Consider the following 25,166-nt stretch of genomic DNA (forward strand, 5'->3'; position numbering starts at 1 on the left):
ACACACGCTTCGCTCGACGCATTCTGTAAAAAATTCAGCGAACGGATACAAGACCGCTACCTGATATACACCAAGGACCTGGGCCACAACGAACAAGTGCAGCATATCCCGACCTGTTTTACCATGTTCATTTAACAAAACAATCGAGTTTATCGAGAGATTCAGTAGCGTGCAAGTGAGTGTCGCGACAAAAGGATGCAAGGCGAGATAGCGCAAAAAACTTGTTTTTGCATTATCAAGTCGCAGCTACGGATGTCGTAGACGTCAAAACGTTTGCGTTTGGGCATGACCGAACGCAGCCGTAGACGCCTTTAGGCGTCCATTTTGTAGTTCTTGCGAACGGAATTTTTCTTGTTGTTCTTGATGTTGTTGACGCCTTCGGCGTCCGCGGCGTCACTCGGTCATAGAACCAAACAAGTTTGATTCTGCGACACTCGTTTAGCACGCTTTTCTTGGACATAATAACCCTCAATGGCATTCTGTACGGAATGCCTAGTTTTTGATTTTTTGTTTAAAATTTTACAGTTTAAAAGTGGTGGTTATTCAACCATTACACAACGGACAGAAAACCCCTGAGTCTTATACAATTGTCCCCTCCGGCTATTGACAGGGGAGTTCAATTTATATATATTAGTGTTCAAATGAGCAAAAATAGTAAAAAAATCAATCCCGTGTCTATCCGCAGTTCTGCTGCCGAATACTTGACTTATGTGGCTGCCGTGGGCGGTTCCGAACAGAGCGTCGAAATGCGTTACGAAGACGAAAACGTATGGCTTACGCAAAAAATGATGGCAGAACTGTACGGGGTCGATGTGCGTACGGTTAATGACCATATTTCAAAAATTCTGGCAGATGGTGAATTGCCCAAAAATCCAACTATCCGAAATTTTCGGATAGTTCAAACAGAAGGTTCACGACAGGTTTCCCGTGAAATAATGCACTACAACCTCCAGATGATTATTGCTGTGGGGTTCAAGGTCAACAACGAGCGGGCGGTGCAGTTCCGCAAGTGGGCGGGGCAAATTGTCAAGGATTACACCATCCAGGGCTGGGTCATGGACAAGGAGCGGCTCAAGAATTTCGGGACAATCCTTACCGAAGACTATTTCGAGCGGCAATTGGAAGCCATTCGAGAAATCCGCATGTCGGAGCGGCGCTTTTACCAGAAGGTGACTGATATCTATTCGACTGCGTTAGATTACGATCCCTCTGCAAAAATCACCCGGGATTTTTTCAAGAAGGTCCAAAACAAACTCCATTGGGCGATTCACGGCCATACGGCGGCGGAACTCATTGTAGAACGGGCTGACAGCCAAAAGGAGCACATGGGGTTAAAGACCTGGGCTGCATCTCCAAAGGGCAAAATTCTTCAGTCCGACGTAATTGTCGCAAAGAATTATCTTGAAGAAGATGAACTCAAGGCCCTGGAGCTGATTGTCTCGGGTTATCTGGATTTTGCAGAAATGCAGGCCGCAAGGCACATTCCCATGACGATGGAAGACTGGGCGAGGCACCTTGACCGCATTCTTGAGGCTACGGAGCACGAACTTTTGACGAATGCGGGTAAGATTTCGATGGAAGTGGCCCAGGCCCACGCCATTACGGAATGGGAAAAATATCGCGTGGTTCAAGATAAGCTTTTCCACAGCGATTTCGACTACTTTTTGGAATTGCACGAAAAAATGGCACAGTACAAAGCGTAACTGTGCCTAAATAGCGGGGGAGTGTCGCGCGGAGATCCTTCGACTTCGCTGTGCTTCGCTCAGGATGACACTTCGTGTCATTTCCCGGAAGAGACGATGACCTTCGCGGTTTTGAGAATCTTGTTTTTGAGCTTGTAGCCCTTCTGGAACACGGTGACCACGTGGCCTTCGGGCACGGTCTCGCTGGGCTGCTGCATCAGGGCTTCGTGCATGTTCGGGTCGAATTCCGCGCCAGTCGGGTCGATTTGCTCGAGGCCTGCATCGGTGAGAATCTTTGCGAACTGGTTGTAAATCATCTGCATGCCTTTCTCGAAGGCTTCCAAATCCTGGGCCTTGTTTTCGCTCGCGAAGGCGCGCTCGAAGTTGTCCTGCACTTCAGAGAGCTTTTCAAGGAGTTTGCCGTTCGCCGTCTCGATGAGTTCGAGCTGTTCCTTGGCGGTACGGCGGCGGTAGTTGTCGAATTCGGCCATCAGGCGCAGGTTGCGGTCGTTTGCATCGGCGAGGGCGGCCTTGAGCGCGGCAGTCGGGTCTTCGGCAGCGGGTTCCGCAGGCTGTTCAGCAGATTCGGTTGATGCTTCTTTTTGGATTGCTTCGTCGCCTTGCTCCTCGCAATGACGTTCTGCGGCATCAGCCTTGTTGGCCTCGGCTTCCATCTTCATCGCGTCTTCGGCGGCCTTGAGCACGTCTGCTTCGAATTTTGCCTTTTCTTCTGCGGTCGGTTCCTGCTGATTCAAATCTTCTGCCATTTCTAAATAATCCTTTAAAAATGCCTCACATTGATATGTCGGGGCTCTGTTTTACATTTTCCGTGCCATATTTAGCAATTTTCATGCCAAGTGCAAAGATTAGAAAGTTGTTTTGTTTTGAAACATACAACGACTTTTTTACAATTATTTGAACAAAAATGCTTTTTCATGAAAAAAGAGTATATCTTTGTAAACAAAAGTTATAAGAAGGAGTCCTTATGAATACCGAAAACCAGAATCGCGGCTCGAATCCGGCTCAAATGAAGGCTGTCGGCCTCCGAATTTCGTTTATGATGGCTCTGTGGATGAGCTTTACACTCAGTATTTTTGGTACCGCGACGGCGGAACGCCCTGCCGGAATGCCACTTGCCCCGATTATTATCGGCTGGTTCGGCAGTTTTTTGCTCAGTTTTGTGGTCAGTTTTGGCATCGGGTTTGTGGTGCCCATGGGCAAGGTGAACGCCGCTCTTGGCCAAAAATTGCACCTGACGCCGCATAAAATCACGACTCACGCCATCGAAACCTTCGTTTCTAACCTGATTTACACGCCGCTCATGACGGCTGTCATGGTGACTTTTGCGTTCTTTGTGCTCATGCCGCCCGACCATAAGCCGCCCTTTATGCCCATGTTCGTGGGCTCTCAAATTGCCTGTTTTGTATTCGGCTATATCATGATTTTTATCGCAATGCCCTTTATCGCCAAAAAAGCCTTCAAATCGGCTGGAATCGGCATGCCGCCCAAGCCGTAAGTTGTTGTTAAACTTTTGGTTACAATCTAAACTTTTAAATAGATTATTTCGGAAAACCCCTAGTGAATCCAACTAGGGATTTTTTTAAATTATCCTGGTAATAACTTCATCCTTTTTAGAAGGTATTGTATGTGGAAAACTAAGGGTACGATTCGATATTTCTTGTCGATCCTTGCGATGACCTTTGTACAAATGGGCGTGTTTATTTATGCCCAGAAGATTTTGTCCGGATCGTTTGTGAACGAGGATTCGGGACAGACCTGGCAAGCGTTCATGCTGCAAATCTTCTTCCTCGCTCCCTACATTCTAATGGTGTTCTTTGCGGGGTTCTTTACCAATAGGTTTTCCAAGAACAAGGTGCTTGCCTGGTCGTCACTCATGATGACGGTCTTTGTGATTGCTCAGGCGATTCTTGTGACCTGCAATACCCCGCGTGTGGCGTTCTGGCTGTCTATTGGCTTGAGTTGCGGTTTCGCTATCCATAGTGCCGCAAAATACGGTATTCTTAAAGAGATGTTTGGCGTTCGCAACTTGAGTTTTGCGAATGCTTTTTTGCAGATTTTTGGCCTTGGCGGCATCATTTGTGCGTCTTGGCTTGCAGTGGTGGGGGTGAACCTCATTAACCTGGAATCGCTCAAGTCGTATGCGGCCGTTCACCGTATTACTTCGGAATCGCTCGTGATTCCCTGGATTTTGGCGGGTGTCGGTGTGCTTGGAACAGTGGCTAGCTTTATGGTGCCCAAGGTCAAGTACGAAAACCCGAACGTGAATATCGAGAACGTGAAAAAGCACTTGAGCCTCGGTTGGCGAGTGCCGACATTGCGCGCTTCGATTATCGCCCTTTCGATGTTCTGGGCCTTGGCTCAGGTGTTCGTGCTTATGTATCAGGATGTGTCAGGCTCCTATGCAATCGACACTATTCAGAATTACCTAGCATTCGCCTTTGTTGGCCTTATGATTGGTTCCATTATTGCGGCCACCAAGTCCCGTGACTTTATCGAGACCGGCTTTATCCCCATGGGCATGATTGGTGTATCCATCTGTATGTTCCTGGTGCCGTTCTTTGTGAACCCCATAGCCCTGGTGATTCTTTATTCCTTGACCGGTTTGTTCGGCGGTCTCTTCCTGGTGCCGGTGAACGCCTTATTGCAATACAATACGCGCCCAAACAATTCCGGTTCGGTGCTGGCCTTGGCAAACATGATCCAGGCAATCGTGCTGATCGCCTTCTTGTTCCTATTCTCCTTAATGGTCCATTACACCAACATCCGTCCGCAACTGTACTTCCTCGGAATCGCCATCGTATCGCTGGTGGTGTTTGTATGGACCATTTCGAACTTGCCGCAGGCGTTGCTCCGCACGCTTCTTAAGCTGGTGTTCAACCGCTACCGCATTCGCGTGCTTGGCGTGCAGAATATTCCGAACGAAGGTCCCGTGCTTTTGGTGGGTAACCACCACAGCTTTATCGACTGGGCCATGTTGCAGATGGCATCCCCCCGTCCGCTTTGCATTGCAAGCAACAAGGACCACTTTGAAAAGTGGTACCTGCGCGCAGTCCTCAAGCGTTTGGGCATGATCCGTATTGACAACAATAACCCCAAAGAGGCCATGGACAAAATCCATCAGGATCTTCTGGAGGGTAAAGCCGTGGTCATATTCCCCACAGGCGAGGTGTCCAAGTCCCCGCACGTGGAACCCTTTACCATTGACTATTCTTCGGCTGTCGACGAGACCGATGCAGTGATTGTCCCGTTCTACATTCAGGGCCTTTGGGGCTCCAACTACAGCTATAGCGGCTCCAACATGTACGGCGCGTCTTCGGACCGTTCCGTGACGGTTGCCTTTGGCGAGGCCATTCCTGCAACGACGCCTCCTAACGAGATTCGCGCCATTGTCCGCAAAATTTCGATTGATGCCTGGAAGTACGCTGTCAAGTTCGTGCACCCGATTGCCTCGTCTTGGATTCGTACCTGTAAGCGTTACGTGAAGCATGGTCCTGCCATTTACAGCCCCGACGGCAAGCACTTTTCGGGTTACAAGCTCATGGGTGCCGTTATGGCATTCCGCGGTCTTTTAAAGAAAAAGCTTGGCAATGATGAACAGAATATCGGTATCATGCTCCCGCCGAGCCCCGCTGGCGTCATCGTGAACCTGGTACTCTGGGTCATGGGCAAGACGAATGTGAACTTGAACTACACCTCGTCGGTCGAAAACGTCAAGTACTGTTGCGAACGCGCCGACGTGACGACGGTCATTTCGAGCAGGCAATTTATTCAGAAACTGAAGGGGAGAGGGAACGACTACTCTGAAATTGCCTCGGACAAACTTCGCATTCTTTACGCCGAAGACTTGATGAAAGAGATTCCGAAGGCAAAGATTGCCGCCCTCCTGTTCCTCTGCATTATTATGCCGAGCTGGCTCATCCGCTTTATTTTCTGCAAGCGTACCAAGATCGACGATACGGCTGTCATTGTGTTCAGTTCCGGTTCCGAGGGAACTCCGAAGGGCGTGATGCTCAGCCACAGGAACTTGATGGGTAACATTCAGCAGCTAGCCTGCATTATTAACGTAAGCCGCGGCGACGTGATGCTTTCGGAACTCCCGCTGTTCCATAGCTTTGGCCTTACGGTTACGACCCTCTTGAACTTGACCGAAGGCTGCCCGATTGTGGCAGTGGCAGACCCCACCGACGTTAAAACCATGGCCCGCGTTTGCGCCGAATTCCATGTAACCTGCCTGGTGGCGACCCCGACCTTCTTGCGTGCCTTTACGGTGAGCCGCTATGTGCACCCGTTGGTGTTCAAGTACGTGCGCATGATTATTGCCGGTGCCGAAGCCTTGCGCCCGGAACTTGCAACGGCATTCCGCCTCAAGTTCGGTAAAGAAATCTACGAAGGTTACGGCTGCACCGAAACGGCTCCGGTGGCCTCGGTGAATACCGAAAACACTCTGCATAACGACTACACGACGCTCCAGATAAATAATAAGCCGGGTACCGTGGGTCCTGCGCTTCCGGGAACACAGTTCCTGATTGTAGACCCCGAAACGAACATTCCGCTCCCGACAGGCGAAGCGGGTATGATTCTGATTGGCGGCTGCCAGGTGATGCAGGGCTACCTCAAGGACCCGGACCGCACGAACAGCGTGATTGTTAAAATCAACGGAATCCGTTACTACCGCACCGGCGACAAGGGTTACTTGGACGAAGACGGTTTCCTCACGATTGTGGACCGCTACAGCCGATTCGCAAAGCTTGGCGGCGAAATGGTGAGCCTCGGTGCCGTCGAAAAGAAGATTCAAGACACCCCGGTTCTGGAAGGCTGTGACTACCTCATGACGACCATTCCAGATTCGGCCAAGGGCGAAAAGATTGTTCTTTTGTACCAAGGCGAAAAAGACCCGAAGGACGTGATTTCGGAATTGCGTGCAAGCAACTTCCCGCCGATTATGTTGCCGTCGCTCGCATTCCAGGTCGAAAAAGTGCCTAAGCTCGGTACGGGTAAGGCTGACTTTACCACCGCGAAAAAACTCGCCAAGGAACTGGCAGGAGTAAAATAATGCGAACAAATGTGAAATGTGGAATGAGTAATTACACATCACACATTTCACACTACACATTGCAAACTAAGAAGGGCCTATGACTGAAGAAAAAGAGATCCAGGGACTGACTCCGATACGTACTGCACGAGTAATTTCGGCGCTAATCGCCCTAATGGGCATGGTGTTCTTGTTCCTGGAACGGGCGCTTGCTGCCGTGCTGCAAATGGCATCCGAAGGCGTTCAGCTTGGCTTGACTCGCTATGACAGCTTTACGGGGCGTATGGCACTTCAGAACTTCGCCGAAGATCGTCAGCTGTTCAAGATGCTTCAAGACGTTCAAGGGTTACTTCCTTCAGCAGAATCGGCCTTGACGGTTCTCTTGTTTATTGCAATCGTGTTGTTGGCTATTGCCGTGGTGGGGCTTGCTTTACCTAGGTTCTTTGTGCATATTCTTGTGACCCTCAAGCTCCTTAAATGGGAAACTGACGGTACCGAAGAAGAAGGCGAAGAAACCTCTTTTCGTGAAATAATTGCAAACATCGGGGAAATTCCGCTTAAAAAACTTGCTATCCCAGCTGCTGCGATTGTCGTTTTGGTGGGCGGTTTCGCAGGGATTCGTAGTTGCCAGGAATCGGCCAAGCTTGCTTCTGTTGATTCTGCAGTCGAAGATTTGGAACAGCATACCCTGGACTATATCAAGGCACAAAAGGCCTATTTTGGCAGGACAAAGACTGTTGGAGGGCCAAAGGCCTTGCAATTGCCGGATACTTCGTCTTCGGACTACTTTGAATACAAAGTGACTGGTGCGCGCTTTACCGCCATTTCGAGAGTGCCTATCGAGAATTGCCCTGCAGGCACCAAATGGAGCGTGTATTCCGAAGCAAAGGGCGTTTTTACCAAGGAATTGGCACTTTACAGGCAACCTCCCAAGGTTCCGGCCTGCATAAGCATTACGCCGAACTACAAGAATATTGGCCGCCCCGAAAAGAAAAAGGCCGAAGATTCGAAGGCAAAAGACCAGAAAACCAAGGATTCGACTGCCAAAGACCAAAAGACAAAAGAGCCCGAAAAAAAGTAGTTTTGCCTGTTGAACAAAATACAGCGACAGATTGTTTAATTTCGTATACAAAGGCTCGTTTTAGCTAAACGAGCTTATATTTATTTATATCGCCCGTGTGGGTGTGTTGTTTGGGAAAAATGTATGAAAATCAATCATGGTATAAATATTGCCATGGCGGTATTTTGCGCAGGTGCAGTAAGCGCGAACGCCGCCATTGAATGGGTAAATCAGTGTGCCAGTAATGGCTTTACACTGATTGCGGAATCGGATCACTTTGAAGTTTGCAAGAAGCCGACGACGGACGACGGCCAGGCGAACAACGTCTCGATTCCGAATGCGGATGCGCAGGGCGTTCTCACATCGCTTGAAAAAGTTTATTCATTCTATATCGATTCGCTCGGCTGGATGTTGCCCTTCCCGAGTAGCCCCGATAAAAAACTCAAGAGCAACATTTATGTGTTCGACAATTCCGTCATGGCGGCGCTCTACGGCGGGCAGGACTACGTGAAGGGCCTGAACAATGAATTCGGCCCCGGTATGTGGATTGGCGTGGGCTCCCTCAAGGATTACTGGGGCACATCGCACGAGTTCGCACACGGCCTGCAAGGCGTTGCGGGTTGGATGGGCAACAACAGCCATTCGGGCTGGTTCGCCGAAAGCCACGCGAACTGGATGGCGCACCAGTACAATCCGAACGATGCTCATTGCTCGGAATACCTGATTAATTATCCGTACCTGTATTACGGTTCTACGCGCGACCGCTATTGCAATTGGCAGTTCTTGGAGCACCTCAAGGAAGAATTCGGCGGCGGCCACAAGGGTGCCCACGAAGTCAACCGTATTTGGATGGAATCGATCCGCGATGGCGAAGACGGCCGCATGGAGCAGACTCCGTTTACCGCCATGATGATGGTTTACGGTTGGACGCTCGATAGCCTGAATCAGCAGTTCGGCAAGTTCGCGATGAAGAACGCGACGCTCGAGTATGCACCCGCAAAGAAGGCTTTGTATAAAAAATCCTATGGCGATTATGAATTCAAGACGCGTCGTGACGCTAGCTGGGGCGACAATTACCGCAGACACACGCGCGTGACCATGCTGAACAAGATGGAATGCGCGGCGGGCGAGAAGTGCGCGGACCGCTACATTTCGCCGAGTTATTGGGCTCCGCAGCGCTGGGGCTACAACCTGGTGCGAATCTATCCGGATTCAGCCGGAAAGGTCACCGTCAAGTTCCGCGGAATCGTGCAGGACAAGCCGACTGTGAGCGGGTATAAATGCTTTGGCGACAACACCGACCACTACATGGGAAAATCATACAACTGGTGCAATTACGCGCCCGACAAGCTGCCGGACCCGGCCTCGGGCTGGACGGTCGGGCTAGTCGCGGAGGGCGCGGACGGAACGCCCCGCTACAGCGAGATGAAGCATGGTACCGGATTCAATCTTGAAATCGAAACGAAGGCAAGCGACAAGGCATTGTGGCTTGCCGTGACGGCGACGCCGACCGAGATGCAGACGATTTTGTGGGACCAGTTCTACTACAGCGTTTACCGTTACCCGTACATGATCGAGGTCGTGAATGGCGCTCCCGAGGGCTACAATAAGGACTTCTGGAAGCCCACAAACGCCAGCGGATACACTAAGCACAGCAACGGCGGCGGTCTCGTGAGCAGCAAGGCGAAGGTTGACGCCTCCGTGTATGTGGGCCCCGACGCTGTCGTGAACGGCGGCACCGTTTCTGGAAACGCCCGCATCGAGGATTTCGCGGTCGTAGACGGCGGAACCATTAGCGGGAATGCCGTTGTCCGCGGCCGCGCGCTCGTAACCGCAGGTACCATCGGCGACGATGCCGTGCTCGAAGAAGACGCGTGGCTCGTGAGCGGAAGCATTACCGGCAAGGCGAAAGTCGGCGCGCTTTCGATTATCGTGAATACGACCGTGACCGACAACGCTCAAGTCTACGGCGTGATGTGGGCATTAAACGGCAAAAAGCTCTCTGGCACGGCGCAGTTGCGCGGCGACCTCGAAAACAACTTCGACAAGGAACTCACGAAGGGGATCTTCTACGGCATGGTCGACAACGGAATGCTTAACAATGCAAACTACGGCGCAAACCTCACGACTCCGCCTACCGATGCGACCGCAAGCCTCGACAAGGCCGTATGGTATGCCGTGGCCGACGATTCGACTGAAACGGGTCCTTCTAAATTAATCAATACTCAACGCCTGCGCTTGAATCTCGAGGACAATGCTTTCGATGTGTTCAATTTGAACGGCAAGCACCTGGGTGTCGTTAAAAATGGAACTCAAGGTCAAATTTCGCTGCAAGAATCTTTGCGCAAGGCGGGCCTGAACGCGGGCACATACCTTATTCGCGGCAAGGAATCTAATAAAATGCTCCGCGTGAACTTGCGTTAAACGGGGTTTTAGGGGTGTCCCCTAGGAGAGGAGGTAGCGAACAACGCCGTGTGAGCGAGGGGGAGACTTCCCCCTTTGTTCATTTTTTGTTATAATAATGGTTAGCATAAGAAGGGGAGCGTCGAATGCTAAAAACTGCCCTCATAGCACTGGCCTTGTTCAGTGCGGCGAGTCTTGCGCAGGATCCGAACCTGCACATTTATCTCGCGTATGGACAATCCAACATGCAAGGTGTTGCCCCGTATATCGACGCTGATTTTGAAACAAACCCCCGCTTTTTGGTACTTCGCGCCGCCGATTTTTCGGATCAGAAGGTAGGCGAGTTTTATCTGGCCAAGCCTCCAATGGGAAACAGCCAATCCATGGTCGGAATTTCGGATTTCTTCGGTCGCAAGATGGTCGAAGAACTTCCGGATTCTATCACCGTTGCCGTCGCAAATGTCGCTATTGGCGGGCAGAGCATTGACTTGTTCGACAAGGACCGTAATACGGCTTATCTGGAGAGAATGAGAAGTCACGGAACAACCTGGTGGTGGATTCCGCTTTTGAACGAATATGGGGGCGACGTTTACAGGCGTCTTGTCGAAGTGGGTAAAATTGCTAGAAAGAAAGGCGTCATCAAAGGGATCCTGTTCCACCAGGGCGAAGCGGATTACAACATGCCCGATTGGCCGCAACGGGTCAAAAAAGTTTATTACGACCTTCTTTACGATTTAAATCTGGACCCTAAAAAGACGCCCATTTTGATTGGCGAACTTGCACCCACAGGCGATTTTGGATGGCGGAATATTGCTGTAAAAATCGCGGCAGGAATGATTCCGAACGGGCATTTGATTTCTGCAGAAGGTTGCTCCGTCCAAAAAGAAACTGACCCCGTAACGCATGAAACCTTCCTATTGCATTATACCCGCGAAGGTTACAAAATTCTGGGTGAACGCTACGCTGAAAAAATGCTAGAACTTCTGAGGGAACAGACCGTAGCCGATTCTCTTGATAAGATGTACCATAAGGAATTCGTGAAACCGAAACTGTACTACGATGTCTGGAAGCAAGCTCTCTTTATCCATCTAAAGAAACACGGGAAAACATACAGCTACCAGCTAACGGGGCGTAGAAAGAACGAATAAATGCATTTTTGTACAAATGCAAACTCCATTTTTCATTTGCATTTGTTATCTTGGTATTGTTTGGTGTGGAAAAAAGGAGGTTTACATGTTTGGAAAATCCCTATTTTTAACGACGGCGCTTTGTGTCGCCGCCTTGGCTCAAGACCCTAATCTGCATATCTACCTGGCCTACGGACAATCGAATATGTCGGGGCAGGCGACCGTGACCGATTCAGATCGTCAAACGAATCCGCGCTTCCTAGTGTTGCGCGCCGGAAATCATTCAAACCAGAAGGTGGGAGAGTTTTACCCGGCGGCACCCCCGATGGGGCATAGCCAATCCAAGGTCGGCATTGTCGACTTTTTCGGTCGCAAAATGATCAAGGAATTGCCGGATAGCATAACGGTGGCCGTCGCGAACGTGGCGATTGGTGGGCAGAGCATTGACCTGTTCGATAAGGACCGCAACAAGAGCTACGTGCAGAATGCCAAGAACAAAGGCGACACCTGGTGGATTCAGTACCTAGATGAATACGGCGGCGATGCCTACAAGCGCATTGTCGAGATGGGTAAAATCGCAAAGCAGAAGGGCGTTATCAAGGGGTTCCTCTTCCATCAGGGCGAAGCGGATTACCAGATGAACGACTGGCCGAAACGAGTGAAAAAGGTCTACGACGACTTGATTGCCGAGCTGGAACTCGACCCGGAAAAGACTCCGATTCTAATCGGTGAACTTGCTCCGACAGGTGACCTCGGATGGCGTAACGACGCTGTAAAGCAGGCGGCAGACCTTATTCCGAATGGTCACTTGATTTCTGCCCAGGGGTGCCCGGCACTTAAGGAAGCCAGCTATACGCTGCACTTTACGCGCGAAGGTTACCAGACGTTTGGCGAACGCTATGCCGAAAAAATGCTGGAACTTTTGAAGGCGCAAGAACCCGAGCCTGACACGACCTCAAAAGATACCGTGAAGACGGACTCCACTCAGCAAGATTCTTCTAAAATCGATTCAGTCAAAACAGATTCGACGGCACAAGACAGCACGATTGCAATCCGCAGCTTGCCGCGCATGCAGGCCGTAGAATCTGTTCAGCCGAAGCTCTATTACGACAAAAAGGAACAGGCCCTATTCGTTCGCTTCAAAAAGAACGGGCGAGAATTTCGTTACCGCGTCACTGGTAGCAAGAACTAGGACTGAGCGATTAAAGATATAAGCAAAAAGCCCCGGATTAAATCCGGGGCTCATTTAATATTTGCTCATACCTCAAAGTGCCGAAGGCACGACCTCGTGCCTCTAGCGCTTAGCGTGTACTTGTTACACCTGCGGAAGCTGAGCGAGGCTCTTGGCGATGTCTTCATCGGTCGGGATGTAGTCAGCCATTTCGCCATCGTTGAACTTCTGGTAAGCGACCATGTCGAAGTAACCCGTGCCGGTGAGGCCGAACACGATGTTCTTGGCCTCTCCAGATTCTTTGCACTTGAGGGCTTCGTCAATCGTCGCGCGGATAGCGTGGCTAGATTCCGGAGCCGGGAGAATGCCTTCGGTCTGGGCGAAGAGCTTGGCGGCTTCGAACACCTTGGTCTGTTCCACGGACGTTGCGCGCATGAGGCCCTGATCGTAGATTTCGGAGAGGATGCTGCTCATGCCGTGGTAGCGCAGGCCACCGGCGTGGTTTGCAGACGGAATGAAGCTGGAGCCCAGCGTGTACATCTTGGCGAGCGGGCAAACCTTGCCGGTATCGCAGAAGTCGTAGGCGTACTTGCCGCGAGTGAAGCTCGGGCAGCTGGCCGGTTCCACAGCGAGAATGTCGTAGTCGGCTTCGCCACGGAGCTTTTCGCCGACGAACGGGCTAATAAGACCGCCGAGGTTAGAACCACCACCGGCGCAACCGATAATGAGGTCGGCCTTCACGCCGAGCTTGTCGAGGGCGGCCTTGGTTTCGAGACCGATCACGGACTGGTGCAGCAACACTTGGTTCAGCACGGAACCGAGAACGTAGCGGTAACCCGGCTGCTTCACGGCTGCTTCCACGGCTTCGGAAATGGCGCAGCCGAGGCTACCCGTGGTGCCCGGGAATTCGGCGTTGATCTTCTTGCCGATTTCGGTGGTCATGGAAGGCGACGGGGTGACGCTTGCACCGTAGGTGCGCATGACTTCGCGGCGGAACGGCTTCTGTTCGTAAGAAACCTTCACCATGTAAACCTGGCAGTCCAGTCCGAAGAAGGCGGTGGACATCGAAAGGGCGGTGCCCCACTGGCCGGCACCCGTTTCGGTGGTGACACCCTTGAGGCCCTGCTTCTTGGCGTAGTAGGCCTGAGCGATAGCGGAGTTCAGCTTGTGGCTGCCCGAGGTGTTGTTGCCTTCGAACTTATAGTAGATGTGTGCCGGAGTGCCGAGTGCCTGTTCAAGGAAGTAGGCGCGAACGAGCGGAGAGGGGCGGTACATCTTGTAGAAAGTGCGGATCTCTTCAGGAATTTCGATATAGGCGGTATCGTTATCGAGTTCCTGCTTGATGAGTTCATCGCAGAACACCGGCTGCAAGTCTTCGAACGTGACCGGCTTGCCGGTTGCCGGATTCAGGAGCGGTGCGGGCTTTTTCTTCATGTCGGCACGGACGTTGTACCATGCTTTCGGGAGTTCGTCTTCTTTAAGGTAAGTCTTGACCGGACCTTCAATCTTGAGCGAGTTTCTCATACTAATTCCTTTTTTGCAGGCGTAAAGCCGATAATAACGGCGTGAAATATAGTAATCTGTCGTTTCCGAATTGGCCAAGAATTGCCTTTAGGTGCGAAAAAGGACCTGTGTTATTGACAGAAAAAATTTTTTTAGTAAATTGAAAAGTATGGCTATCAATCATAACCTATTTACTGGGCAGACGGAACTAGCGGGGGAGGTCCGCGTGTCGCATGCTGGCGAGGGTGCAAAACAGCTCCCGGTCCACAGCGGTAAAAAATTCATTAGACTCCGCCCGCAATCTCAGAAGCCTAAAGTACAAAATAAACAGACCAAAGAAGTATGAGAACTCCAAAAGGTTAGTCTGTCTTTGGTCTTCCTTCGCTTTGATAACAGCTTAATACCTGTTACCAAAGCTCGGCATAATAAACAGACCAAAGAAGTATGAGAACTCCTCATTCTTTGGTTAGCATCGTTTAAAAAGCACATCGGGAAACCGGGGTGTTTTTAACAAACTATAAAAAGCGCACGTTGTCGACGTTCGGCAAAAATGATTATTCTAGCAGCAGTTCCTGCGGGATTGCCCCCTCAATTACGAGGAGCCTTCGCTTGAGGTCGAGCCCCAGGGCGTAGCCGACCAGGCTTCCGCCCTTGCCCACCACGCGATGGCAGGGGAGTATAATCTGTAATGGGTTCGCGCGGAGGGCGGCGCCCACGGCACGCGTGGCGCGGGGCTCTCCAACCGCTTCGGCCACCTGCTGGTAAGTCCGCGTTTCTCCGTAAGGAATCTCGGTGATGGCTTCCCAGACCTTCTTCTGGAAATCGGTGCCGTACACCTTGAGCGGGAGCGAAAATTCGCGGAGTTTACCCGCTAAATACAAATTAAGTTGTTGCACGGCCTTGCGGTAGGCGCGGGCCACCGTCGAAGATAGTGTCTGAACCACATCCGGCTCGGCATAGGCGCAGGCCTGAACCGAACTCGGAACGCCTTCGCCCGTATAGCGCAGGCTGCACAACCTGGATTTCTCGAACACGAAAGTCCACTGCCCCCACAAGTTGCGGTGCGCAATCGTCGTGAATCTTGAATCCGAGAAGTTCATGGTATGAATATATAATTTGACAGTCATCTGGTTGTCAAAAATGATTGTAAAAAGACAAATATGGTGCAAATCCTTAAAAAATCCCTGTTATACGACTGTTTTTATTTAAACAAAAAACAACATCATTGCCCCATTTTTTGCATTTTTCCTTCTACACTTGTCTTTTGTCGAACAATAATGTATATTTGGTATAGACAGGGTGGCAGAGCATCCACCTGAGATAAAAAAGAAAGCTCAAAATGATGACAGGGTGGTAGAGCGACCACCTGAGATAAAAAAGAAAGCTCATTAGATGAAGCCGTTTTTATATATCTATATAGAAACGGCTTCTTTTTTGTTATGCCCCAAAAAGGAAATTATGAAAAAAGAAAATATGCCTAAGGTTATGCTGCTTTCACCCTTGTTCTATGAACGATATGCAGATAATGCTGAAATTCTTGTGAAGAAAAACCGCCCCTATTTGGTGTTGCTTGTGGAATATCGATCCTTTAGGTTTGCTATTCCATTTAGATCAAATATTCAGCATACGCATGCGTATAAATTTGAAAGTGAAAAATCAAAGCGTACTTCATCGGGATTAGATTTTAGCAAAAGTGTTATCATTTTTAATGATGATGAAATCGGTATGCCAGCTCATATTGATTCACGGGAGCATACGGAAGTAATGAAGCGATATATGTTTATAGTTGAAAAGTTTCAAAAGTATATTGACGATTTTATTGATGGTTTGAAAAAGGACCCTTTGCAACCCAAATACAAGTTCTCTTCATTGACCTACTATCGTAGTTGGTTGCTGAAAGATGATTGCTTCAATGAAAAAAGAGCGACAGGATACAAGGTTTTACTACATTTCCTCGCATGGAATCTTACTTTTTTATCGGTGTTGCGGGCGTGGGCATGAGTGCCATCGCCCAGTATTTGGTTGGCAAGGGTGTTTCTATTAGCGGTTCGGACCGCCAGTTCGGTGCGGCAGAAAAGCCGCTCGTCATGAGCCAGCTTGAAGAATGTGGCGTCAAGTGCTTTCCGCAAGACGGCTCGGGCGTTGTCGCGGGTCTCTCTGCGGTGGTGGTGAGTACCGCCATCGAAGATTCGAACCCGGATCTCAAACGCGCCAAGGAACTGGGAATCCCGGTGATGCACCGCAGCGAAATGCTCGCAAAGATTTCTAAGGAAGCAAAGACCATCGCCGTTTCGGGCACCAGCGGAAAGTCCACCGTGACCGCCATGATTTACCACATTTTGCAATATGCGGGCCTCCAGCCGTCGGTCATGACGGGGGCGGGCCTCGTGAACTTGCAGAAGGAAGGCAAGATCGGTAACGCCGTGTCCGGTAAGGGTGAATGGCTCGTGGTCGAAGCGGACGAAAGCGATGGAACGCTGGTGCGCTACGAACCCGAAATCGGCCTGATTCTGAATGTGGACAAGGATCATAAGGAATTGAGCGAACTCCAGGAAATATTTCTCAAGTTCAGCCACAACATTCTCGATAACGGCAAGATTCTGATTGTAAACGATGCGCATCCGCTGGCCAAGAAGTTCAGCGCCGGTCGCGAATTCGATTTTGGCTTCGAAAACTATGTGGGCGTGCAGGGCACGGACTTCAAGTCAGTCGGCACGTCCATTCAGTTCCGCGTGCGCCACCAGGCAGAACTGGTGAAGTTCGTCGTGCCGCTTCCGGGTAAGCACAATATGGAAAACGCCTTGGCCGCAACGGCCGCCGCTCTCCGCGCAGGGGTATCGCTGCATACTTGCGCCGACGCCCTTGCGACATTCCCCGGCGTGTTCCGCCGCCATCAGATTCTCGGAACCTTCAACGGCGTGACGCTTGTTGATGACTTCGCCCATAATCCGGCAAAAATTGCCGCCAGCATCAAGAGCGCCCAGGACTTTACCGAGGGCCGCGTCATCGCCTGGTTCCAGCCTCACGGCTTTGGCCCCACGCGATTCCTGCGCAAAGACCTTGTGGAATTTATCGCGAAGACGCTTCGCCCCAAGGACTTTGACGACGACCGTGAAAACGACGTGATGTTCTTCAGCGAAATCTACTATGCCGGCGGCACCGTCACCCGCGACATCAGCGCCGGTGACCTTGCCGATGACCTCCTGCTCAAAGGCTGCGAAGCCATCTACATCGCCGACCGCAACGAATGCGCCGAAAAGATGGTGGAATACGCCCAGCCCGGCGACACGATTCTCTTGATGGGAGCCCGCGACCCGAGCCTCCAAGCCTTCGCTCAGCACGTGCAACAATTGCTCGAAGACGAAACGATGTAAGTTTTCTGCAAACGCCACACGGATTCGATTTTGCTAACGCAAAATCATTGTGAACTATTTAGATTAAACTGAGCGGTCTCTGTGAGCAACAAACGCCTCGTGTTGACGAGGCGTGGTTGCGAGAGCGAGCGCTTTGGGTACGTACTTAGTATGATTGGGTGCGAGCGGTCTTATAAGGATTCATGCTTACTCATGCAATGCAGGCTACCGCCTTCCTCAATCACGGTGCGGCAGTCCAGCCCGATGACCTTGCGGTCGGGGTACACGCTTTCAAAGTAGCGCTTGGCGACAGCGTCGTTCGGTGACTTGTACTTCGGGAAAATGAGCGCTCCGTTTGCGTAGATGAAGTTCATGTAGCTGGCCGGCAGAATTTGTCCGTCGTCGAGTTTGCGCTGCGGCGGGAGCGGCAATGTATCGACCTTCGCCGACTTGCCGTAATGGCTCTTGAGCCAGGTTTCGATCAAGTACTTCGCTTCGGTCAGAATCACGTTGTTCGGGGAGCGCTTGTCGTTAGCCTCACACATCACGATGCGATCCTTCGCCACAAAACGCGCCACATTGTCGATGTGGCCGTCGGTGTGGTCGCCGTGCAAACCGTGGGGGAGCACCAACATGTCGCGGAGCCCGAATGCCTTGCAAAGAGCCTTGACAACATTCTTTATGTCCTTCGCATCGTTGCGGTTCTTGCCCGTCAGGCAATCCAGCGTGGTAATGCCGAGACCGTCGCCGTTGACTTCGATAGCGCCGCCTTCAAAAATGTACGGGACACTCACGCCTTTTTTGTATTCAAAAATGTCGGCGATTCGTGCGGGAATTTCGTTGTCGTTTTTCCAAGGCGGAAACTTTGCGCCCCAGGCGTTAAAGACCGTCTCCGAAACAATAGTCTCTTTCCCTTTTTTCAAGAAGAACGGACCGTAATCGCGAATCCAGATGTCATCTGTCTTGATGGTAAAGAAACTGGCCGGGTAAGGGCGGTCGGCAACGGCAATTTTTTCTTCCGTCGTCAAAAAATCCTTTTTAGGAATCAGCACGTTCACAGGTTGAAATTCGCTGATCGTGCGAATCAAATTGATATAGAACTTGCGGATCATTTCTCCGCGTTCACCGTACCAGTTCTTTTTGTTGTGCGGGAATGCGAGCCACGTGGCGGCCTGTTCTTCCCATTCAGCGGGGTATCTTACAGTTGCTTTAGCCATAAAAAATCTCACGTCTGTAGGGCGAAGCCCGTTCTATTTATCGCACCAAATCTTGAGAATGTCGCCGTAAAGGTCTACGCGGCGGTCCCTGAAATGCGGCCACCAGCGGCGATTTTCTTCGGTTTCCTTCAGGTCAATTTCTACAATGCTTGCACCCAAGAAATCGGTATCGCACTTGTGAATCAAGTAGCCATCGGGAGCGGCCACGAACGACGTTCCCCAGAAGGTGAGTTCGCCTTCGGTACCGATACGGTTTGCCGAAAGCACGAAGGTGCGGTTCGCAATGGCGTGTCCGCGCATCACCGTGACCCAGCTGTCCTGCTGGCGCGGGTAGATTTCAGCCGGCTCCGATTTCATCCAGCCGATGGCAGTGGGGTAGATCAGAATGTCTGCGCCCTTCAGGCTCATAATGCGGGCCGCTTCGGGGAACCACTGGTCCCAGCAAATCAGCACGCCCAGCGTACCGGCGCTCGTCTTGATGGGTTCAAAACCGGTGTCGCCTGGAATGAAATAATACTTTTCATAGAAAGCCGGATCGTCGGGAATGTGGCTCTTGCGGTAAAGGCCTGCAATCGAACCGTCGCGTTCAAAAACGAAGGCGCTGTTATGGTAAATGCCTCGGGCGCGTTTCTCGAAGAACGGGAAAACGATGACCGCGTTGATTTCTTTGGCGATTCCCTGCCACTGCCTGACAATCTCGCTATCCTTTTCGATAGCCATGTCAAAAAAGTCGGCATTTTCTTCGAACGGAAAATACGGCGTGTGGAACATCTCGGGGAGAACGACCAGGTCGATTCCCTTGCCCTTGAGCGCAAGCGCCTGGTCCACGTACCACTGGTTATTGGTTTGGCTGTTGCCCGTCCACTTGCCCTGCAGTGTTGCTGTCTTGATTTTGTTCATGGTCCAAATTTAGATTATTATTGTTCAATTTCAAGAACCAATAGTCTTCACTATTGATGGAACTTGCGTTGAGAATCGGGTCGTTTTCCGGATCGATCATAACTACCTCAATGTGTCGCGGACAAAGCCGTCTTCTGGGGGTTCACCAAAGACTTCGAAGGTTCCCGAACCAATCACGGCCCCGTTCTTGTAAGCGATTTCGACGCGGTACTTGCCCGGGGGCGTGTTCTTCTTGCGGGTAAACGTCCTGAATCCGGATTCACGGCCGCCGTTAATCATCATGCGGCCAGAAGAAATACGGTCCGTAAGCATGTACTTGCCCGTTTTGGGGTCCTGGTAATACCACAAATATTCAAGCTCGGCCTTGAGCTTTGCCGGCGCATAGACCGATGTCAAGAAGTAGACTTCGCTGCTGTCGACGCGATGCACGCTCGGAATCTTGAGGCCAATCATTTGCAGCAAGCTTGGGTCATCTACATCGCAGCTATAGCTTGCCTTGTCAAAGTTCTGGCAGGCAATCTTTTGCTTGAGCACCAGCGGTACAGGCGGCACCCAGTTCATAATGTAAGCCACAATCAAGAAAATGCTGATGAGCGCCGGAGCCACCAGAATAGACTTCTTGCGGTGCGAAATCTTCCAGATAAACAAGCACAAGCCAAACGAAAGCACCGTGCTAATCAAGAACCAAATGAATCCGATTCGGTGAACCAAGTGCGGAATGGCAAAGTTCATGAACATGGTGCCCAAAAGGCAGAAGAACGCAAGGCTCACGCCGAAGCTTTCGTATTTTTTCTGCAAAAATTCGTTACCCACAAGTAAAATGGCAAGCAAAATTACCAGCAAGAACGAGGCGAGCGAGCCGCTACTCTTAAAGTAGCATACCACCAGGGCGCTAAACAGACCGCCAAAGAAGAATTGCACGGCCCAAGTAAAGCGCTGTTTCCAGGTTTCGCTCCATTCGCGATCCAAAAAACGGTGGCGCACGACGATTGCATTTTCGGGGATTGCCGTAGATTCGTAACCCACGTTCTTGGCGAACTTGGTGGCAGCCCCCTTCGCCTTGACAGCGGCATCTTTCGCTTCGATGGCGGCACGGCTTGCCGCTTCCTTGGCTTTTGCAGATGCAAGGGCTGCGGCCTTGGCTGTCGCTTCTTTAGCTTCCTGGGCGGCGCGGTTGGCAGCCTCCTTGGCGCGGGCGGGCGTTTTTTTTGCGATGAATGCGGCGGCCCTTCTAAAACGAGATTCTTCGATTTTTACATCTGGATTTTCGGAAACGGAATCTTCAGAAACAGGTTCTGCGGATTCAGATTTTTCTTCCGCAGGGGAGGGTGCAACCTTTGTCGCCTTCGGTGCGACTGCGGCAGGCTTCGGCTTCGCTTGCGCCTTGGCAAGCGCCTGCAAGCGTTCCTTAGTCCATCCTTCAGGGTGTTCCAATTGCGCCGAAAGCAATATCACCAAAATAAGTGCGCCGGTATAGTAGGCGAGCAAAATCAGAATATCGGTGCCATAGACCATCTGGCCTAGCGTAATGGAATCCCAGGCAAAACCGCCCAAAAAGGCTATAGCCGGAAAAAACTTCTCTAATTTTTGAACAGCGGGCTTTTCCCGCAATTTTTCAACGAATTGCATACCCATAAAATAAAAAAAATACGGCCAATGGGCTAATATTAATCGGAGCACTGGTTACCATATCAAAAAGTTTATATTTTTTAATCAAAATGGAATTATGAAGGAGGAAATCATGAAAAAACTGATTTCATTGGCAATTGCCTTATTCTTTGCCACCACTGCTCTTGCGCAAGAAGTGTATGTACCTTCGCAAGACATTTCAGAAACAGTCAAGACGGGTGCTCTTAAACAGACTGTGATGGTGGGCGACAATATTAAAGAAACAAAGATTGAGTACACCAAGGCTAAAGGCCTGCACAAAGCAGATGGCTTCACCCAGTTGGGCTTGACGGCCTCTTGCACCGCAAACGAATCTGAAAAAACAGTTGCCTGTACGGTTTCCGGACAAATCAAACGGAATCTTGTTGTTCCCACAACAATCAACCCTTATATCATTATAGAAGATGAATATGGGAAAGTTGTCATTACGGAATTCACATTCAATTTAACAGCAAGGCCTACAACTCTTAAAATTATCAAGGGTGAAGCTAATCAGTCCGTAAAGGCTGGTGAAGCCATTTCGACCATTCAAATTGAATATTACGGCATCAAAAAATTCATTTACAGCGGTAAGCCTACAGGAATCAACGTAGATAAGGATAATGAAAACCAAATCATTACTGTTAGCGGGAAATTCCCGGAAAGCACCATACCTAACGTGTATAAATTTCATATTTATGGCGTAAAGGCCGAAAACGAAAAAGACACGCTTGATCTCCTGCTTACATTCGATGTTTCCACAGACAAGCCGGTTACGGTGAGCGCTACCGAAAATAAAACGCAAAAAGTATTTGCCGGCGACTCCATCAAACCCGTCGTGTTCTCGTTTACGGGCGCAAATGATTATAAAATCATAACTGTTCCGCCTGGAAAATTTTCTTCATCAGCAGACGCTGACGACTTAACCGTAAAGGTTTGGGGCCTTGTTGCAAAAAATACACCTGATGGAATGTACACTATCGAAATTGAAGTTACTGATGGCAAAACCACCGCTAAAGCTCAAGCATCTGTTGAAGTAGAGAGCGAATCTTCTAGCAGCCAGAGCTCCAGTTCCGGAGAAGATCCTGAAAGTTCCAGCTCTGTCAGCTCCAGCTCTGAACAGACGGATCCCGAAAGTTCTAGCTCTGCAAAATCGTCTAGCTCTGAAGAAACCGTTTCTTCCAGCAGTAAAGAAACCTCTTCTAGCAGCGAAACGACGAAGCCCGCAAGCTCCAGTTCTGAAACAACGAGTTCCAGCTCCGAAAAGACCGTTTCTTCGAGCAGCAAGGAAACCTCCTCCAGTAGCGAAACGACTAAGCCTACAAGCTCCAGTTCCGAAACGACGAAACCTGAAAGTTCTGGTTCTGAAAAGACTGTTTCTTCCAGCTCCGATAAGGCAGTTTCTTCTAGCAGCAAGGAAACTTCGTCCAGCAGCGAAAAGACTGCGATTATCGCTACTGTCGTGCCGAGTTTCGAATTCGGTTTCGTCAACAACGAACTGACGGTTGTGCTGCCGAAGCCCGCAATGCTTCGCGTACAGGTGTTCGATATGATGGGCCACAGGGTTGAAACCTTCGCCGAATCGGTGGTTTCTTCCAAGAGCTTCAATCTCGCTCACCTGAACATGGGGAACTACGTGGTGCGCATTGAAAGTGAGCGCTACGCCCGTACCGCTAAGATTCTGGTGAAATAGTCCAAATTCCAAGCCAAGATAAATAAAATGAGACCCTACGGGTCTTATTTTTTTTGTACAGCAAAAATGGAATAAAATAATTCTAAATACCACTTGCTTTTTTGTGCAGTTATACTTATATTTAGTGAACAAAGGTGCAACTAAACAAAAAGGCATTTATGGACATTCGCGAAAAGTTGAATATTCTTTCGGCCGCGGCCAAGTACGACGTGTCGTGTTCTTCGAGCGGGTCCAAGCGACAAGCCCCCAAGGGTGGGCTCGGGAGTGCCTGTAGTGCAGGAATTTGCCACACTTGGTCATCGGACGGGCGATGCATTTCGCTTTTGAAGGTGCTCATGAGCAACGCCTGCAAGTACGATTGCGCCTATTGCATTAACCGCCGCAGTAACGATATCCCTCGGGCTACGTTCACGCCCAAGGAACTCATCAACTTGACGCTGGAATTCTACCGGCATAATTATATAGAGGGCCTTTTCTTGAGTTCTGCGGTGGTGGGCAGTCCTGACCGCACCATGGAAATGCTGATTCAAGTCGCCAAGGAACTGCGCACCGTCCACAAATTCGGCGGTTACATTCACCTGAAGGCAATTCCCGGTGCAAGTCGCGAGCTTTTGTACCAGGCGGGGCTTTATGCCGACCGCAGCAGCGTGAATATCGAGATTCCGACCGACAGGGCGCTACAATACCTCGCTCCCGAAAAGAATCATGCCTCGATTCTCGCCCCCATGAATTTTTTAGCCGAACGCAAGCTGGAATACAAGACGGACCATTCCCGCTATTCGCCCAAGTTCTTGCCGGCTGGTCAAAGTACGCAGATGATTGTAGGAGCAGCGGGGGAGTCGGACTTGCAAATTCTGACCCTTTCTAACGGATTCTACAAGCAGCAGCAAATGAAGCGAGTGTATTTTTCGGGCTATGTACCGATCAACGCCGACAAGCGCCTGCCTGCACTCACGACAAAGCCGCCCCTGCTGCGCGAACACAGGCTTTACCAGGCCGACTGGCTCATGCGATTCTATAAATTCGGCTACGACGAGGTGGTCGACCAGGCGCACCCGAATCTGGACCTGGAGCTAGACCCCAAGGCGGCGTGGGCACTTAGACACCCGGAATTTTTCCCCATCGACATCCAAACTGCCGACTACGAAATGCTCTTGCGTGTGCCTGGAATCGGCGTCAAATCAGCGCAATTGATCGCTTCGGGGCGCAGGTTCTCTAAAATCCGCCTGGAACACCTGAAAAAGATGGGAGTTGTACTCAAGCGGGCGCAGTACTTTATTTACCACCCGGACACTCCCGCCTGTTTGCGCAGGCTTTACCCTGAAATGGTCCGACCTTTGCTGCTCCCCAAGCCCCAGCCCTTGCAGCTAGATTTGTTCTCCAACCAACCCCTTGCACTCCCCGCTGCAGGTTAATTGCATATAATGTTAAATGTGTAATGTGAAATGAGTAATGAATAATCTCACACTACACACTTCACACCTCACACCTCACACTTCACATTTCACATCTCACATCCTTATCCCATGCTTTCCATTTCTTACGATTCAACCTTCGATGGCTTCTTGAGTGTCGTCTTCGAAATTTACCGCCAGCATCTGGAAGTGGGCGAGATTCATGGCGACCGTTGTACAGCGCCTTGCAACCTGTTTATGCAGCCCTTCCGCATCGAAACATCCGAAGAAGAAGCGGCCAGGCTCAAGCGGGCTATCGAAAACTATGCCAGCGCCGATATTTTGGAGCTATTGCATGTAGCATTCCGCTCCGAAGAAGAGGGCATCGAAATGAAGATTCTTGCCTATCTACGCAAAGTTTTTGACGGCAAGGATCCGAAATACGCCAAGAACCCGACCTCCGACGAAATGCTCCCGCTGTTCATGACTGCACGTGCCGTGCGTCACGAAGCTGGCGGAATGCTCGGGCTTGTTCGCTTCAGCAAGACATCTGACGGCACGTATTTCGCCGAAATCGAACCCAAATATGACATTTTGGACATGATTGTGGGGCACTTTCGCGGGCGATTCGCCAACGAAAAGTGGGCGATTTACGATTCCAAACGCGGTTACGGCGTGTATTACGCGGGCCATCAGCTTGCAGAAATCACCATTCCGAACCTAGATGCAGTCACCAAGGCCACTCCGCCCGACGAAATGGTCCGCCTTTGGCAGGATTATTACAAATCGATAGCCATCAAGGAGCGCGAAAACCCCAAACTTTTAAGGAGATGCCTGCCTGTTCGCTATTGGAACCACTTGCCAGAACGACAAATGAGCTCTTGTTGATATTCTTCCAACCAATTTTTTGCAGTTTTTCAAAAAAAAAGCCCCTGTTCCTGCAAATAATTGTATTTTTCTTTT

18 protein-coding genes are annotated in these 25,166 nt (G+C 50.5%); 12 read left to right on the forward strand and 6 right to left on the reverse strand.

Going from position 1 to position 25,166, the window contains the following annotated elements; translation table 11 throughout:
- The first annotated feature begins 641 nt into the window (after nt 1-641).
- The gene (locus BUC02_RS09280; protein ID WP_073321784.1) at nt 642-1,703 is read left to right on the forward strand and encodes a virulence RhuM family protein; all 1,062 of its coding nucleotides are present in this window, start codon (nt 642-644) and stop codon (nt 1,701-1,703) included.
- 77 nt (nt 1,704-1,780) lie between these two features.
- Here the strand turns inward: BUC02_RS09280 and grpE are convergent, their stop codons facing one another.
- Nucleotides 1,781-2,449, reverse strand: a complete 669-nt coding sequence (gene grpE / locus BUC02_RS09285) for a nucleotide exchange factor GrpE (protein WP_073321787.1) — start codon at nt 2,447-2,449, stop codon at nt 1,781-1,783.
- A 218-nt stretch (nt 2,450-2,667) separates the two neighbouring features.
- Here grpE and BUC02_RS09290 point away from each other — a divergent pair, with 218 nt between their 5' ends.
- The 6 genes from BUC02_RS09290 (at nt 2,668) to BUC02_RS09315 (ending at nt 12,517) form a co-directional block, all read left to right on the forward strand.
- Entirely contained in the window at nt 2,668-3,198 is a 531-nt protein-coding gene (locus BUC02_RS09290; RefSeq protein ID WP_073321790.1) for a hypothetical protein, read from the forward strand.
- Nucleotides 3,199-3,327: 129 nt separating this feature from the next.
- The gene (locus tag BUC02_RS09295; protein WP_073321793.1) at nt 3,328-6,756 is read left to right on the forward strand and encodes an MFS transporter; all 3,429 of its coding nucleotides are present in this window, start codon (nt 3,328-3,330) and stop codon (nt 6,754-6,756) included.
- A gap of 79 nt (nt 6,757-6,835) precedes the next feature.
- Nucleotides 6,836-7,816, forward strand: a complete 981-nt coding sequence (locus tag BUC02_RS09300; RefSeq protein WP_139261090.1) for a hypothetical protein — start codon at nt 6,836-6,838, stop codon at nt 7,814-7,816.
- A gap of 123 nt (nt 7,817-7,939) precedes the next feature.
- Entirely contained in the window at nt 7,940-10,219 is a 2,280-nt protein-coding gene (locus BUC02_RS09305; protein WP_254794173.1) for a DUF6055 domain-containing protein, read from the forward strand.
- Nucleotides 10,220-10,344: 125 nt separating this feature from the next.
- The gene (locus tag BUC02_RS09310) at nt 10,345-11,346 is read left to right on the forward strand and encodes a sialate O-acetylesterase (protein WP_073321802.1); all 1,002 of its coding nucleotides are present in this window, start codon (nt 10,345-10,347) and stop codon (nt 11,344-11,346) included.
- A gap of 85 nt (nt 11,347-11,431) precedes the next feature.
- Complete coding sequence (locus BUC02_RS09315) at nt 11,432-12,517, forward strand: sialate O-acetylesterase (protein ID WP_073321805.1); 1,086 nt, start codon at nt 11,432-11,434, stop codon at nt 12,515-12,517.
- A 123-nt stretch (nt 12,518-12,640) separates the two neighbouring features.
- Here the strand turns inward: BUC02_RS09315 and BUC02_RS09320 are convergent, their stop codons facing one another.
- Complete coding sequence (locus BUC02_RS09320; RefSeq protein ID WP_073321808.1) at nt 12,641-14,020, reverse strand: TrpB-like pyridoxal phosphate-dependent enzyme; 1,380 nt, start codon at nt 14,018-14,020, stop codon at nt 12,641-12,643.
- A gap of 533 nt (nt 14,021-14,553) precedes the next feature.
- Entirely contained in the window at nt 14,554-15,126 is a 573-nt protein-coding gene (locus BUC02_RS09325; protein ID WP_254794175.1) for a methylated-DNA--[protein]-cysteine S-methyltransferase, read from the reverse strand.
- A 331-nt stretch (nt 15,127-15,457) separates the two neighbouring features.
- On the opposite strand from BUC02_RS09325, the gene tenpIN reads away from it, so the two are divergent.
- Both tenpIN and murC read left to right on the forward strand, forming a co-directional pair.
- Nucleotides 15,458-16,000, forward strand: coding sequence for a type III toxin-antitoxin system TenpIN family toxin (gene tenpIN, locus BUC02_RS09330; RefSeq protein WP_139261091.1), 543 nt, complete (start codon nt 15,458-15,460; stop codon nt 15,998-16,000).
- A complete protein-coding gene (murC, locus tag BUC02_RS09335) occupies nt 15,958-17,373 on the forward strand; it encodes a UDP-N-acetylmuramate--L-alanine ligase (RefSeq protein WP_073321818.1) in 1,416 nt (471 codons plus the stop codon). The genes tenpIN and murC overlap by 43 nt, the downstream gene beginning before the upstream one ends.
- Nucleotides 17,374-17,543: 170 nt before the next feature.
- Here murC and BUC02_RS09340 read toward each other — a convergent pair whose 3' ends face one another.
- From BUC02_RS09340 to BUC02_RS09350, 3 genes are all read right to left on the reverse strand, one after another.
- A complete protein-coding gene (locus BUC02_RS09340) occupies nt 17,544-18,569 on the reverse strand; it encodes an agmatine deiminase family protein (RefSeq protein WP_073321821.1) in 1,026 nt (341 codons plus the stop codon).
- A 33-nt stretch (nt 18,570-18,602) separates the two neighbouring features.
- The gene (locus tag BUC02_RS09345; protein ID WP_073321823.1) at nt 18,603-19,469 is read right to left on the reverse strand and encodes a carbon-nitrogen hydrolase; all 867 of its coding nucleotides are present in this window, start codon (nt 19,467-19,469) and stop codon (nt 18,603-18,605) included.
- A 102-nt stretch (nt 19,470-19,571) separates the two neighbouring features.
- Nucleotides 19,572-21,098 (reverse strand): DUF2914 domain-containing protein, encoded by a 1,527-nt coding sequence (locus BUC02_RS09350; protein ID WP_139261092.1) that lies wholly within the window; start codon nt 21,096-21,098, stop codon nt 19,572-19,574.
- A 112-nt stretch (nt 21,099-21,210) separates the two neighbouring features.
- Between BUC02_RS09350 and BUC02_RS09355 the strand changes: the two genes are divergently transcribed.
- From BUC02_RS09355 to BUC02_RS09365, 3 genes are all read left to right on the forward strand, one after another.
- Nucleotides 21,211-22,809 carry a T9SS type A sorting domain-containing protein gene (locus BUC02_RS09355; RefSeq protein WP_175549831.1) on the forward strand — a complete coding sequence of 533 codons (1,599 nt, stop codon included), beginning with the start codon at nt 21,211-21,213 and terminating at the stop codon, nt 22,807-22,809.
- A gap of 158 nt (nt 22,810-22,967) precedes the next feature.
- Nucleotides 22,968-24,224 (forward strand): putative DNA modification/repair radical SAM protein, encoded by a 1,257-nt coding sequence (locus BUC02_RS09360; RefSeq protein ID WP_073321832.1) that lies wholly within the window; start codon nt 22,968-22,970, stop codon nt 24,222-24,224.
- A gap of 111 nt (nt 24,225-24,335) precedes the next feature.
- Nucleotides 24,336-25,091 carry a TIGR03915 family putative DNA repair protein gene (locus BUC02_RS09365; RefSeq protein WP_073321835.1) on the forward strand — a complete coding sequence of 252 codons (756 nt, stop codon included), beginning with the start codon at nt 24,336-24,338 and terminating at the stop codon, nt 25,089-25,091.
- The last annotated feature ends 75 nt before the right edge of the window (nt 25,092-25,166 follow it).

This window comes from Fibrobacter sp. UWOV1 (genome assembly GCF_900142495.1).
GTDB lineage: Bacteria > Fibrobacterota > Fibrobacteria > Fibrobacterales > Fibrobacteraceae > Fibrobacter.

Excerpts from the sequence above, each read along its gene's own strand:
- BUC02_RS09360 (WP_073321832.1), top strand. The coding sequence starts at position 22,968 with ATGGACATTCGCGAAAAGTTGAATATTCTTTCGGCCGCGGCCAAGTAC.
- murC (WP_073321818.1), top strand. The coding sequence starts at position 15,958 with ATGGAATCTTACTTTTTTATCGGTGTTGCGGGCGTGGGCATGAGTGCC.
- BUC02_RS09350 (WP_139261092.1), bottom strand. The coding sequence starts at position 21,098 with ATGCAATTCGTTGAAAAATTGCGGGAAAAGCCCGCTGTTCAAAAATTA.
- BUC02_RS09290 (WP_073321790.1), top strand. The coding sequence starts at position 2,668 with ATGAATACCGAAAACCAGAATCGCGGCTCGAATCCGGCTCAAATGAAG.
- grpE (WP_073321787.1), bottom strand. The coding sequence starts at position 2,449 with ATGGCAGAAGATTTGAATCAGCAGGAACCGACCGCAGAAGAAAAGGCA.
- tenpIN (WP_139261091.1), top strand. The coding sequence starts at position 15,458 with ATGAAAAAAGAAAATATGCCTAAGGTTATGCTGCTTTCACCCTTGTTC.
- BUC02_RS09295 (WP_073321793.1), top strand. The coding sequence starts at position 3,328 with ATGTGGAAAACTAAGGGTACGATTCGATATTTCTTGTCGATCCTTGCG.
- BUC02_RS09300 (WP_139261090.1), top strand. The coding sequence starts at position 6,836 with ATGACTGAAGAAAAAGAGATCCAGGGACTGACTCCGATACGTACTGCA.
- BUC02_RS09345 (WP_073321823.1), bottom strand. The coding sequence starts at position 19,469 with ATGAACAAAATCAAGACAGCAACACTGCAGGGCAAGTGGACGGGCAAC.
- BUC02_RS09365 (WP_073321835.1), top strand. The coding sequence starts at position 24,336 with ATGCTTTCCATTTCTTACGATTCAACCTTCGATGGCTTCTTGAGTGTC.
- BUC02_RS09340 (WP_073321821.1), bottom strand. The coding sequence starts at position 18,569 with ATGGCTAAAGCAACTGTAAGATACCCCGCTGAATGGGAAGAACAGGCC.
- BUC02_RS09320 (WP_073321808.1), bottom strand. The coding sequence starts at position 14,020 with ATGAGAAACTCGCTCAAGATTGAAGGTCCGGTCAAGACTTACCTTAAA.
- BUC02_RS09355 (WP_175549831.1), top strand. The coding sequence starts at position 21,211 with ATGAAAAAACTGATTTCATTGGCAATTGCCTTATTCTTTGCCACCACT.
- BUC02_RS09305 (WP_254794173.1), top strand. The coding sequence starts at position 7,940 with ATGAAAATCAATCATGGTATAAATATTGCCATGGCGGTATTTTGCGCA.
- BUC02_RS09315 (WP_073321805.1), top strand. The coding sequence starts at position 11,432 with ATGTTTGGAAAATCCCTATTTTTAACGACGGCGCTTTGTGTCGCCGCC.
- BUC02_RS09310 (WP_073321802.1), top strand. The coding sequence starts at position 10,345 with ATGCTAAAAACTGCCCTCATAGCACTGGCCTTGTTCAGTGCGGCGAGT.
- BUC02_RS09280 (WP_073321784.1), top strand. The coding sequence starts at position 642 with ATGAGCAAAAATAGTAAAAAAATCAATCCCGTGTCTATCCGCAGTTCT.
- BUC02_RS09325 (WP_254794175.1), bottom strand. The coding sequence starts at position 15,126 with ATGACTGTCAAATTATATATTCATACCATGAACTTCTCGGATTCAAGA.